The sequence below is a fragment of the Paraburkholderia sp. DHOC27 genome (assembly GCF_003429005.1).
GTDB lineage: Bacteria > Pseudomonadota > Gammaproteobacteria > Burkholderiales > Burkholderiaceae > Paraburkholderia.
Genome location: NZ_QVQV01000008.1, coordinates 90,921 through 104,544, shown reverse-complemented (window position 1 = coordinate 104,544; position 13,624 = coordinate 90,921). Strand labels below are relative to the sequence as shown.

Genomic DNA, 13,624 nt, shown 5'->3' with positions numbered 1-13,624 from the left:
CGACCGAGGACGGGTGTGCGTCAGTACAGGTTGGCTGAGAGCGTGACCTGTGGCTGCGGTTGAGCTACAACGAGCGTTTGCGAACTGGCCGCAGGCTCTACGCCGTACGAAGCCATACCTGCGATCAGGTTATTGATCTGCCGTTCGGCAAACATCACCGGGCGATTCGCCATGTCCAATAATTGGTCCCGGTTGAAGTTCGTGCCGTCTGCAAACTGCACTTCTTGAACGCCATACGAATTGGCGGTCTTGAATGAATCGAGGGTGATCTGATCTCCCGCGATGCCATCCGTAAGAATCAGGTTATTTCCCGAAGTGCGTACAGTGAGAGAAGACGCGTCAATTCCAGCGCCCAACTTCAGCACGTTGAGAGGCGATTTACTCGAGTCGAATTCGAGGATTTCGAGCTTGCCGTATCCAGCGTTGAAGATGAACGTATCACCGCCGCCCTGACTCTGGATATAGTCGTTGCCGCCCTTGCCGTCGAATACGACCCCGATGGATGCTGCGTAAAGCTTGTCATTGCCTGTCGTGCCGGTCGCGGCCATTTGCAACATTTGCTGCCTGTCCCACGTGGTTCCGTCGGCGAACTGCACTTCCTGGACACCGCTTGCAAGACTGCTTGCCTCCCAATCCAACGTGATCTGGTCACCCGCTACGCCATCGGTCAGAACGATATTGAAATTTTCCGTAACTCTTACGGCAATAGATGACGCGCTAAGTCCTGTACCCAGTTGGAGCACGTTGTGCGGCGTTTTACTCGAGTCGGTTTCTGCAATCTCCAGTTTCCCGTAGCCTGCATTGAAAATGAACGTATCGCCACCGCCACCGCCCTGGACGTAGTCGTTGCCACCTTTGCCATCGAACACTTCAGCGTTGCTGGTACCGTAGATCTTGTCGTCTGCTGCTGTGCCGGTGGTTGCCATACGGAGTAGCTGCTGCTGTGTCCAGACCGTGTTATCTGCAAACCGTACGGCTTGCACGCCCATGTTGTAAAAGAGCATGGCTGAGTCAAGGGTGATTTGATCGCCAGCGATGCCATCGGTTAGTACGATGCCTCCGTTTGCGTTTGTACGCACTGAGACTGACGATGCGCTGATGCCTGGACCGAATGCGAGCACGTTGTACGGCGTCTTGCTACTGTCTGACTCAGAGATTTCCAGTTTTCCATAGCCGGCATTAAACATGAATGTATCGCCACCGCCGCCACCCTGGACATAGTCGTTACCACCCTTACCGTCAAATACCTCTGCCGCAGCAGTTCCATACAACGTATCGTTAACCGTTGTTCCGCAGACTGCTGCAAGTTCGATTAGTTGAAACCGCCCCCAAGTAGTGCCGTCATTGAATCGCACAATCTGGAGACCTCGGCCATCGTCTCGCAAACCGCCAACCACCGTGATCTGGTCACCCGCGACGCCGTCGGTTAGCACTATGTCGCCATTGCTGAGGACTTTGGCTTTGATAGAAGACGGGTCGATTCTAAGGCCAAAGCTCAGCGTATTGGCGGGCACGCTAGAGTTCGGATCGCTTTCACGGATCTCAACGACACCGTCCCCAGCGGAGTAGTGGAAGACGTCGTGGCCCGGCAACTGGACCGACGGGTCGTTGCCGGCGCGTTGCCCGATCAGCACGCTCACGCCAGGAGCGGCATAGTAATCGTGATAAATCGTACTGCCGGTTTCCTGCATCCGGCCTGATGCATCAATGCTGATCTGCAACCCAGACGTGATGGCGTTTGCAACCGACGCAATGGTGTCGTTCGTGGCAGCGGCAACATATTTTTCAAATACAGAGTCCGACATGCCCATGTCAAATCGCGCGGCGTCTGCCACGCGCAACAGCAGGTCCCATGAAGCAAGGTTTGTCGAGGATATCGTGCCAAGACGCTCGAATGCAGCAGCGAGAGCGGGAGCGAACGTTGCAGACGCCCGGACCGTGTCGGTGGATGAGTCGTAATAAAATTCCGGAGCTACGCTAGCCGCTAATGGTGATTGCAGAATCAGGCGCGCAAGCGTTGCGTCGTATAGATCGTTCCAACATTGCTGCAGGTAAGCTGATGCCCTGATTCCTGGGTTCACGCCGTCACCGGTCGAGTAGAACGGCCGCCCCAGGTACTGCTCGACAAAGCTGAGCTGTCGTGCATCAATTGCGCCACCGCGCGAGTTGGGATCTACCGACGTGATGCCTGCCCATTGGAACAGGATCGCTTGACCAGCCGATTCAATAGCAGCGGGACTGGTCCCGGCCGTCTGAGTAACAAAGTTTTGGACCAGGCTTTGCAAACTGTGATCGAGCGTCATGGCTGAGCGCAGATCACGTAACGTTCCAGCACCCGCAATCTGAGGCAGGTTCGCTGCAGTTTCGCTTATCGCGACCGGCGTCAGAGGTTTGGTGTTCATGGTGCTGTTGGCAAACCATGCGTCGGCGATTTCGCGGGTGGTGCCGTCTGACATCGTATAAGTGCTGATCGAGCTTATTTTATTGCCCGCGACGGTCTCGCTCACAGCGGCCGCATTCAGGTTGATAGAGACGATGCCGAGTTGGCTGAGTGTGTAAAGTTCACCTGAGTTCGTGGTGCCGTTACCGTTGGCGTCCACCCATACGCGCAGACTTGCAAATTCTGGATCCGATGCATCAATCACCATATCGTGATTGGTGTCGAGCTTACTCAGAATGTCAAAGCCGTCGGTCTTTTCGTTGCCGAACAGTTGGGTAATGTTCGTGATTTCTTGATCGTTTGGATCGAAGCACAGCAATCCCATGCCGGCGCCTATCCAGCCCGTTTGACGGGCAAAGCCGTCGTTGGCCAAGTCAAAATAAGGGGAACTCGTGTTCAACGGTGTCAGGTTGAGTCCAGAACCGGTCAGGTCAAGAACGAGAGGACTGGTGAAGTCGAGGCCGTCGTCCGGGTATTTGCCCATCGCGCCGCCACCTGCGCCGGATTCGGGCCCCTTGCTGGTAGAGCTAGACTCTCCTGTCTTGCCAGAACCCCACGACCCGGAAGTTGACGAACCGGTACCTGACTGAGAGCTAATGTCATTGAGCAAATTGCTGATATCGTTTGCGGCTGACTTAACGGCGTCGGTGACCAAGTTACTTGCGGTCATCGCGAGTAAGCCAGCCACAGCCGAAATCGCGAGGCCAAGACTGGCGACGGGCGCCATCGCGGCCGATCCCACCATATCAGCCGATGCCATCGCGCCGGCAACCCCCGAGATCACAGACCCGAGAGTGTTAACCGCATTTGCGACCGCCTCCACCACTGCGAGGCCTCCAGCGCTTATTGAACCTTGGTCGCCGGACGCCAGCGCGTCCTGATAGTTGGTGAGCGAACTGGACACGGCATCTATCTCGTCTTGCAGACCGCCGACTGCGGTCGTAATCGAGTCGCCGGCGCCAACGATCGAACCAATCGCTCCAACTAAACCGTTGCCAGTGAGGGCGGGTTGGGCACCGACAATCGTTAGCCCGATGGCAACGGCTGTCCCTGCAACGTCACCTCCAGCCGCGGTTTCCATTGCGCCAGCCATCGACGCACCCGTATCAAACAATGGGCCGAGATAATCAGAAAATGAATACGTCTGCATTTTGGCTACTCGTCTTGAGTTGGGGGTTAGCATTAGGGAAGTCGTGTTTTTTTTAAAATTTAAATTTTCTCATTCCCTTCTTTTCCAGTAAGTAGCATTCTTGCCATATATCCACGATAAGGCTCTGGCAAGGAGTTTCCTCTGGAGTAGAGAGTTCTGGCCATGGCGCACGCATCTTCGTCGTTTGCTGTTTTGAGCTTGGTCAATTCGGAAATGAACACCTTAGAGTCGGGTTCGTACATGGATTTGGCTATTTTGAGTACGCTCCGTGTAGCGTCTTCGATCGGCAAAACGATGATTGGAGATCCTTCCAGTTGTGCTTCGATCGCAGCTTTGTTCACGGCAATCCATGCCTTCGCCTCGGCATCGCTAAACAACTCCATGACCGGAGTGGCTTGAGACATGAATTCTGGGAGGTCGAAGGATCCTTTCACGAGCATGCTGCATGTATGGGTGTCGAGGGAGGCCAATATCTTGTTAACCGATGAAAAGCGTTGCTCTAGCAATTCAGTCGGCAATCGTGCTATCCCTTGTGCCTCTAGTTGCCCCGAGAGTCGCAACAGATGTCCAGGGCTTGTCGAATCGCTAAGGGTGGCCAGTTTTTTGTTGTCCAAAACCCATTTGCGAAATTCATCAAATTCGTGGTGTATGGGAGATGACGCCGCATAAGGATTTATTGTGATGGAGAGATCGCTTGAAACTGAGTTGCGTTTTTGAGTTTCGTCATGAATGTTGTTGTTTTCGCTTGCGTTTATTTTTTTGTTAGCTTGCTTGATCGAAAAACCATATCCTAAATAGAATGACGTGATGACAACAATTGCCAGTGCCGCTATTCCGGCGCACACTCGTTTATGGTTCATTTATCGCGTTCCGTTTCGATTAAAATCAAGCGTCAACGACACTCAAGTCGGGTGTCGTTTGGGAATTTTTACCTCTGGCGACGATTTTCAGAGAATGTTGAACGCTGCTTTATCGGAAACTTCTGCATTCATGCTGAGAATGGTCAGCCGCATTCAGCGATAAAAGGGCGGCCGGGTAGGCGGGTGAATGTAGTAGTGGAACGCGTCGGTCGGATAGCCAATGCGAAGTCGCACGCGCATAACGATCTAGCAGACTGATAACTGCTAGGAGGTAACCTGATCGCTAAAATAGTTCAGCAGGCTGCGACGCAGCAGGGCGCGATCGAGTTGTAGCCGCATTCTAGTGGCGGGTTAGAAGGCGGAAGATTTTCTGCTTATGCTAAAACTCGCCCACGATTCTCGATCGATTTCGGTCCGGAACCGAACGATGGGATTGAAGGCGGGGCTTGACGTGTGAAGTTGCCAGATACAACTACAGCAAGACGAACGGGGGCTTGCATTGGAAGTGCGCTGAGAATTGCTGGCAGCACCCTTGCCACCCCCCGCCAGAAATCACCCCCCCACGATTCCCGGCGCGGGCAACCCACCCCCTCAATCCGACATCGAAACATAAGGCGACGCCAACGGCGTCGGCGGGAACGGCTGCAACCCACCTTGCTTGGTGAAGCTATACCGCACATAAACTGCCGCGAGCCACTCGCGATACTGATACGCGTTACCCAGCGACGCCATCGCGCCCACGGTCAATTGCGGCGCGAGTTGATACTCGCCCACGGCGCTGAACGAGTAGCTCACGCCCGTCTTGCTCTGGCCGGGATACACCGCGCCGCTATCCACTGACTGACCCTTCGCGATCGCGGTCGTCGCATTGCTGGCCGCATTGCTCTGCATGCCCGGATCCAGCGGGAAATAATCGGATGCGTCCTGACGATAATGCTGCACGCCGATCGACCCCTTCAGGTCATACACGAAACCACCATTCCTCCCGGTGAATTCCACCGGCAGATTCAGGATCACATACTGCTGCGGACTGAAGTAGCCACCCTGGCCATACGTGAAGTACGACAGGTTTTTGTTGTAGCCCATCAGTGTGGTGTTGACGCCAATCGTCAGCGTCTGGTCAGTGTTCTTCACGAGACGGGTGTAGAGGCCGCCGCCGCCCTTCACGGCGTCGTTGTTCTGCACGTGGTCGCCCATGTAGTACTGGTACGACGCATTCGCATACACGCCGTTCGTGCCGTCATCCCATGAAATGCTGGCGAGGCCGCCATTCGACGTCACGCCACCCCATTGCAGATTCGCGCCCTGATCGCGCGCGCCTGCATAGGAGAGCAAACTGTCCGTCACTGCGCGGCGCGCCACCGCGAGCGAGTACGTCACCTGATCGGTCACGGCACCGTTGTACTGCGCGCCGCCTACGATGTTCTTCTCCGGAAAGCCAAGCGGCGTCACGCCCACATCGCCGCTGATGCTCTTGTTCTCATAGCCGACCGAGAGCCCCACGCCGTTAGCCGTCTGCGAGCCATACGTGTTCTTGTTCGAGAACGCGTTGTTGGCCGATTGCGACGACGACAGCCCCGAGCCGAAGCGCGCCAGCGTATTCACGCTGTTGCTCGCGGTGCTGGCATCGAGCGTCACCGGCGTGGCCGTCACGACGACGTGGCCGTTGCCTGCCTGGATGCGTCCCTGAATGGGCGCTTCGATATCCGTCAGGTCGGACAAGCCGTCCTCGCCGGCCCGATTGCGGAACACGATGCCGCCGCTCACCGTGCTGGTCTGCTCGCGATTGACCTGCGCCAGTTCTTCCGCCACACCCAGCGTCTGCGAATTGGCCGCATTGGCCGCGGAATTCTGTCCGCCGGATTGCGGGGGGTAGGACGGCTGCGCGTAGCCGGTGGGCGGCTGCGGAATGTATTGCTGCTGTTGCGCGTAATAGCCCTGATTCGGATAACCCTGCTGCTGGGGATACGGTTGCGGCACGTACGGCTGTTGCTGCGGATAACCCTGTTGGGCATAGCCCTGCTGCTGCGGATAACCCTGCTGTTGTCCGTAATACGGCTGCTGCGCGTAGACTTGTTGTCCGTATTGCTGCTGTGCGTAGGGTTGTCCATAAGGCGCCTGCGCATAGCCCTGCGTCGAGCCATTCGCGTAGCGCGTCGTCGGGCGGTTGCGTGAAGTCGTCTGTTTCTTGCTGGACTTCGCGGTCCCCGTGTTCGGATAGTTCGGCTGGCCTTGCTGGGTTGCATTGGCCTGGGCCTCGCGCGCTGTCGGCGACATCGGCCACGGCGTCGCTACGTAAGGGGCAGGCGCGCCATAGGGCGCGGCGCCTTGCGGTGGATACGGCTGATACGGTGCGTTATAAGGCGCGTTGTACGGCACCGGCTGCTGCATCGCCGGCTGTCCCTGGTTGGGGTACGGCTGCAACGGCGCGGCTTGTCCCATCCCTGCATCGCTGGTGCCGTAATTGTCGGGACCGTAGCCGGCCGTCCCCATGCTGGAATTCGGCGCGCCGGAGCGGCCGCCGGGCGCCATCCCTGGTGCGCCTCCGGGAGCGCCATAAGGCGCGTTATACGGCGCGACGTAGGGCGCGGGTGATGAGGGCGGCGGATAGTTCGGCACGGTCTGCGTCGGAAAAGAGGACTGCGAATACGGAGAGGTGGCAGGCGCAACATACGGTTGCGTCGGCGCGGCGGCGTTGAAGCTGCCGCTGGCGCTGCCATCTGCGGGGACATCGACGGCGGTTTTTCCTTCGAACGGATTGGTGCCCGGCAACGGCGTCGCGCCGATTCTGCGCATCGCCACTTCCCAGCCACGCGGCACGTTGCTCGCCGAACCGGCGCGCGGCACGCTGCTGACCGGCGTGTTCGACGCGATCAGCGAGCGTTGCAGATAGGTCGACGCCAGCGAGAGCTTGCCCTCGGCGCGATACATGCGGCCCACGGCGGCCAGCACGTCGGGATCATCCGGTGCGGCATTGAGCGCCTGGGTGGCGAGCTGTTCGGCGTAATCGAAATCTTTCGCGCCGGTTGCGGCGGGCAGCGCGGCGAGCAACAGACTCTGGTCGTCGGGGCGGCGCGCGAGCGCCACGCGGTAACTGGCGAGCGCGTTGCGATCGTCGCCGGCGGATGTATACAACCGGCCGAGCGCGGCCTGCAGATCGGGATTGTCGGGCATCGCCGCGAGCCACGGCGCAATCACGTCGTAGGCGGCGGCGAGGTCGCCGCGTTGCCGCACGCTATCGGCCTGGCGGATCACGATGGCCAGATTCAGATTGCCGAAATCGGTGCGCTGCTGCGGCGTGAGCTGCGTCGACGAGAGCCGCCGCATCACCATGCCTAGTTCGTTATCCTGATGAGTCGCAAGCAGAATGCCGGCGTATTCGAGCAGCAAGCCCGTGTCGCCCGGCGCGGCGCTCATCGCGCTGCGCACGAGCCACAACGCGCGGTTCGAATCTCCCATCTGCTGATACGCGGTCGCCAGCGCGCCAATCAGTTCGGGATTGCCGGCCGCCACCGGCTCGGCGTCGCGCAACATCGCATAAGCCTGCTGCGTCTGGCCACTCTTCGCCAACTGCGTCGCGGCGCTCGCCTGCTGATGCACCCACAGCCGGTGCTGCAAGGTGGTCATGTCCGCGGTGCGCTGGGCGGGGGGGATGCGGTCGAGCTGCGCGAGACCAGCGGACCAGTCCTGGGTTTCCGCTGACAGCAGGGCGCTCGCATAGAGCGCGTCGGTCATGTCGGGGTGGCTCGCCAGCAAGCCGTCCATCATGCTGCGGGCGTTCGCAATCGCGCCTTCGCGCACGTAAATGCGTGCGAGATCGAGGCGCATCCACGGATCATCAGGATTGCTGAGTAGCGCGTCTTCGAACAGGCTGCGTGCCGCGCCCAGATCGCCGCGTGCTTCGGCGGCACGCGCCTGGGCGGCCTGCGCTTCGCCGCGCAGGCGGTTGATGCCGCCGGCCTTGGCCTGTTGTTCGCTGTTCAACTGATTGGCGAACTGCAGTGCTTCGTCGCCGCGTCCCTGAGCCGCGAGTGCGCCGACGAGGCCGCGAATCGCATCGGGGTTATCGGCCTGACGGCGCAAGGCCATCCGGTAAGCCTGCTCGGCACCCACTGGGTCGCCGTTGTTCAGCAGCATTTCGCCGAGCAAAACCTGTGCGGTGACGTCAGACGGGTTCAGCGCGATGGCGCGCTCGAACAGTGACTTGGCTTTGGCAAATTCGCCGTTGCTGCGCGCGCCGATTGCATCGCTGGTGTAGGTCCAGTACGTCGCGCTCTGCAACGCGTCTTTCCAGCGCGTCGGGTTGCCGCTGCGCGACGCGCGTTCGAGATAATCGCGCGCTTCGGAGAAGTGCTCCTGCTTGAGCGCGGCAATCCCCATGCCGCCAAGCGCATCGCTATCGTTAGGCGAGCTGGACAATACCGACGAAAACTTGCTGCGCGCCGTGACGATATCGCCACGATCCAGCGCGGCAAAACCATCGGCGATCACGCGGCCACGCGCACCCACGGCGGCATTCTGCTGCGCCTGCTCGCGTGCGGCCTGATCCTGCTGCACCATCGAGTCGTAGCGCGCCTTCACGGCGGCATCGTCCGGCGCGATCTGCAAATAGGCCTGATAGAGCGGGGCATCCGAGGCGCGGGCGTCGAGCCACAACAGCGCCTGGCGCCAGCTCTTTTTCGCGGCCGCACCTTCGGTGCTGTCGCCGGAGAGCTTTTGCAGACGCGCAATCCCTTCGCGGCGCGTCACGTCGCGATAGGTCAGATGTTGTGCGTAGGCGAGCGCATAGCGCGGCTCGTCCGGGTTCTGCTCGGCGAGCTGTTGCAGTCCACGGCGCGCCTGGTCCCAGCCTTGCGGCGTCGCCGCCAGTGCCTGGTAGTACTCGAGTTGCAGTTCGGGCGTGGCGGGTTTGCCTTCCAGCGCGCGCTGATACTCCTGCACGGCGCTCGCGGCCTGGCCGCTTTGCTGCAGACGTCGCGCGTCGTTGACAGTCTGGTCGCGCTCGCTGCTCTCGCCGAGGCGCCGTCCCAGTTCGTCGATGGTCGGATAGTTCGGCGCCACGGCCCGCAGCCGCGCCAGATATTGCTGCGCGCCGCTGCCGTCCTTGCGGTCGGCGAGCACCATGCCCATGCCGAACAGCGCATCCGGTTGCTTCGGATCGATCCGCAGCACCTTCTGCCACGCCTGTTCGGCAAGGTCGCCACGGTGGTGGGCCTGCCAGTACTTGCCCTGGTCGATCAGGACGTTGAGCGGGTCGCCGGAAGATTGCGCCTGCGCGTAGGCGGCGCTCGGCAGCGTCACGCTACACAGGCTGACGAGGCTCAGGGCGAGCGTGAGGGTGCTCAGTCGCATGCGTTTCTCCAACTGGGCACAAGGCGGCCCGCTTCGTCGAAGCGATAGCGGCCGTCGATGAATCCCGTGCCGAACAAGCCCAGCACACGGTCGTAGTACACCGGCTCGTGACCCTGCACAGGGTTGTCGAGCGCGGCCAGATGGGTGCGCGCAAGGCCGAGGCCGCGCTCGTCACCCAGCGCCTTGAAGTAGGGGGCCAGCGCGCCCCAGTAGCTGAGCGGTCCTTCGCCGCTCGCCGCACCGGTCGAGACGGCCACCTTCTCCGGCGGCACGCCGGTCTGCGCCACCGCGTTGCGCATGCCGCCCAGCGTGGCGAGCCAGGGACGTGCGAGCGGATCGGCGGGCGAGGTCATGCCGGCCCACAGGTACACGCGAATCGCGTCATAGCTGCCAATGTCGCCGTTCTTCGGATCGACCACGAACTGGCCCGCGCGCCACGCCGCCCAGTCGGGCGCGAAGCCCTGCGGCGAGGTGGTCTTCACTAGTTGATAGGCGTTCTCCGCGAGCTTGCTCCAGGGCCCGTTCGGCATCTCGCTCGCCAGCGCGCGCAGCAGCGGCAAGGGTAGATAACTCGGATTCAGGCGCGTGACGTCGCCAATCTGAAAACCTTGCGGTCCAGGCAGCAGCATGGGGCCGAGTCCCGACAGGCTGGTGATTTCCTTGCTGACGATCTGCGCGGCGAGGGCTTCGCCGAGCTTCGTGTACGTGGTGTCGCGCCACAGTCGTCCGGCCTGCAAAAGATCGTAGGCGATCCACAGGTCGGAGTCGGAAGCGGAATTCGGATCGAGCACGCCGTACGAGCCGTCCTGCTTGCGGCCCCATTGCCACGCAGGCAGATGCATGTTGTCGGCGTCGAACTGGTTGCCCGCGAGATTGGTGCGGGTCCAGCCGAGCAGGCGGTCGAAAGTGGCGCGGTCGTTCGCTACCAGCGCGAAGAACATCGCGTACGACTGACCCTCGGAGGTGGTCTGCTGGGTCGGCGTCGAGTAGTCGATCACGCGGCCATCGGCCTGCACGAAGCGTTCGACGAAGGTGCGGTAGCCCGGCCATTCGCAGGTTGCCGCGTTCGCCGCGCTGGCCGGATTCGACCACAGCGACGCCGCGGCCGCCACGATCCCGAAGGCCAGCGAAGCAAGCGCGCCAAATGTTCCGGAAGCGTGCGCATTCAGCGTGCGCGCCGTCGTGGAAACCGCAGCCGCGCCGCGCGTCGCACGCGCGACCCTCGATGCCACATCAGTTCCTGCTTTCTCAGTTACGACGTTTGCCGTTGTGCAATTCACCGGCATATCAATTCCTCAGGCGGCGCGCGGCGATCGAGCGCAGCGTGCGGTAGAACAGTGCCGCGATGATCAATGCAGCGAGCAGGCCACCCAGCAACAGCAGCAGCGGGTGCGAGGACAGTGCCCAGCGCAGATATTCCTCGGGCGACAGATGCCCCACGTAGTAAGCCACGCCGTTCGACGTAATCGTGACGGCACGACCGTGGATAACGGCCATCGCGCCTTGAATCTGCGGCAGCACGTCGGCATCGAGCAGGGCGGAACTCAGATCGGCATCGGACTGGCCGGCCGCGCTGACCAGCGCCACTGCGCTGCGGTCCTTTTGCAGCGGCGATTCGAAACCGGTCAACAGCGCTGCGCCGTTCGAACTGACGAGCGACAGGTCGGCGCGTGCCGGCGCGCGTTCGACGCCACGCTCGCCATGCCACCAGTCTTCCAGTTTGAAGACGATATCCGACAGTTCGAAGGTACGTGCATCGCCGTCGCTCGAGAACGGCATCGACTTGGCCCAGCGCTGCAACAGCGGTTGACGTCCTGGCGCGCCGAAGATCAGCAGGTCCTTGTTGGCGAACTGATCGACCTGGCCGGCGTTGATCACCGTGACGCCGGTCGCGGGATAACCGGTCGATGCACCCACGCGGCCCATCTCCAGCAGGTACAGACTGTAGTCGCTCGAACCTGCGTCGTCAGGCATCACCACGGCGGTCTCGGAGAGGTCCGCCATGCGTGTGAACGGGAAGCCGCTATTGGCGAATGCAGCCAGATCTGGCAGCGCCATGTAATGCGGGAACGACGACAGATCGATGGTCGAATTTGGATCGATCGAGCCCACCACGTTTTCCAGCAGGCGGCCGTGACATTCGCCGGTGTTCGGAATGTCGTAGTAGAAGTGCAGGCGCAACTGCGCGCGCGGCGTCATCAGGAGCGGCGGAATATTGACCGTGCGGCGTGCCGCTGCGGTCTTGTCCGGCAGGATATTGTTGAAGTAGTAGCCGAGATCGAACACCGAGGCAGGCTGCGCCGGAATGGGCAGCGACTGCACGAAGCCGTCGTTGACGCTGATATTCAGCGACGAGCGATCCGGCGTTGGCCGCACCGTGTAGCGGTAGCGCAGGTCGATCGGCGCGCCCTTGGTGTGCCACATGAACAGATCCGGCGGCACGCGCAGGTTCACGCGCACGGCGTCGGCGTCGTAGCCGCTCACGGTCAGATCGCGTGCGTCGGCGAGTTCACCTACGCGCACAGGGCGGTTGGTCGGCAGCCAGTTGGGTGCGTCGTACGGTTGACGTGGCGCGAGCTCGTTCAGTTGCGTGATGGTCGCGCTTTGTCCCGAGAGCGCGCTCTGGCCAATGCCGAGCGCCTTCGCGGCGATCTTCAGTTCCGCTTCGTCACGCCCGAGCACCAGCAGCAGTTTGCCGCGCGCAGGCGCTTCGCGTTCCACCACGGCGAGCGTCGGTCCCGAGATGGCGGGAATCGACACGCCGGATGGGCGCTGATCGGAAGTCGCGAATACCACGGCATTACCCGAGAGCGGCGCCTCGTCGATCTGCGCCGGAAACACCGCGCCGCGATAACCGGCCAGCGCGCCGAACCACGACGCCACGATACCGGCCGCCTCCAGCGTTTGCGAACCCGGCTTGGACGGCAGCACGAACGGCATCTCGAGACGGCGCACGTCGCGGCGATCGAAGAAGGGCAGCGGCAGGGCAGCCAGATCCGGCTTGCTGGTCAGCGACGCGTAGGTCAGATCGAGCGAACTGGCATTGCTCACCGTGGCCCATAGCGACGAATTGGCCGGGTCCTCGCATTGCGTCGTGTAGTGGCCGATCAACTGCACGTTCAGGTGATTGAATTCGGTGATGAAGCGCGGATCGATCGAGATGTCGCGCGCCACCAGCATGCCGGCCTGTTCGTGCGGCACGGGCAAGGTGGCGGCGACTTCGCCGTTCACCAGAATCTTCAGTTGCGAAATAGCCGGCAAGAGCGCGGGCGAATAGCTGTAGATCAGATGCAGGATCGCGCCGGTCACCACTTCGTCGTTGCGCACCGAGAAGGCGATACCGTTCTGGCCTTCGGTGCCGCGCAACTGCAAGGGATCGAGCGCGCCGAAGTCGGCGAAGGTCAGCGTCTGACGACGGCCGCCTGGCACCAGCGTGCCGGGTTCGGCGGTGGTGGGCGTCTTGATGCCGAGCGCCTTCACCGACGACGCGGCGAGCGCCGGCGTCGGCGTGGCGAGTGCCGGCTGCGTGATCGCGTTCGGATCGATCGGTACGGCGGCGGTGGGTGCCGGCACGTTGCCCACGCCGGTGGCCGCGGGCGTGCCCGGCGGCGCAGCGGCGGCGCGCGGCGTGTTGCCCATCGTTGCGTCGGATGCGGCCGCCAGTGGCGCGGCGAAGGCGCTCACGGCGCCCGTCTGTAGTGCCAGCCAGCAGGCGAGTGCGCGCGTCAGCCGGCTTGCGCGCAAACGCGCCGTCCACCCTGTCATGCCGCTCTCGCTGTGCGAGTGTTTGTTGTGGTCCTGCCCGATGCCATTGCCCATAAG

Annotated in this window: 5 protein-coding genes; all 5 read right to left on the bottom strand. The window is 61.5% G+C overall.

The window, feature by feature from the left end:
- Window positions 1–20: 20 nt before the first annotated feature.
- Window positions 21–3,590, bottom strand: coding sequence for a calcium-binding protein (locus D0B32_RS24535; RefSeq protein WP_181969899.1), 3,570 nt, complete (start codon window positions 3,588–3,590; stop codon window positions 21–23).
- A 59-nt stretch (window positions 3,591–3,649) separates the two neighbouring features.
- Window positions 3,650–4,450 (bottom strand): hypothetical protein, encoded by an 801-nt coding sequence (locus D0B32_RS24530; RefSeq protein WP_117336897.1) that lies wholly within the window; start codon window positions 4,448–4,450, stop codon window positions 3,650–3,652.
- 591 nt (window positions 4,451–5,041) lie between these two features.
- Window positions 5,042–9,802: a cellulose synthase subunit BcsC-related outer membrane protein gene (locus tag D0B32_RS24525; RefSeq protein ID WP_117336896.1), complete on the bottom strand. Its 4,761-nt coding sequence runs from the start codon at window positions 9,800–9,802 to the stop codon at window positions 5,042–5,044.
- Complete coding sequence (gene bcsZ / locus D0B32_RS24520; RefSeq protein WP_404935597.1) at window positions 9,793–10,914, bottom strand: cellulose synthase complex periplasmic endoglucanase BcsZ; 1,122 nt, start codon at window positions 10,912–10,914, stop codon at window positions 9,793–9,795. The genes D0B32_RS24525 and bcsZ overlap by 10 nt, the downstream gene beginning before the upstream one ends.
- 175 nt (window positions 10,915–11,089) lie before the next feature.
- On the bottom strand, window positions 11,090–13,621 hold the full coding sequence (gene bcsB, locus D0B32_RS24515) for a cellulose biosynthesis cyclic di-GMP-binding regulatory protein BcsB (RefSeq protein ID WP_117336895.1): 2,532 nt from the start codon (window positions 13,619–13,621) through the stop codon (window positions 11,090–11,092).
- Window positions 13,622–13,624 lie beyond the last annotated feature (3 nt).

Bases quoted from the DNA above. Each gene is read 5' to 3' on its own strand.
- D0B32_RS24530 (WP_117336897.1), bottom strand. From the start codon at position 4,450: ATGAACCATAAACGAGTGTGCGCCGGAATAGCGGCACTGGCAATTGTT.
- D0B32_RS24535 (WP_181969899.1), bottom strand. From the start codon at position 3,590: ATGCAGACGTATTCATTTTCTGATTATCTCGGCCCATTGTTTGATACG.
- D0B32_RS24525 (WP_117336896.1), bottom strand. From the start codon at position 9,802: ATGCGACTGAGCACCCTCACGCTCGCCCTGAGCCTCGTCAGCCTGTGT.
- bcsB (WP_117336895.1), bottom strand. From the start codon at position 13,621: ATGGGCAATGGCATCGGGCAGGACCACAACAAACACTCGCACAGCGAG.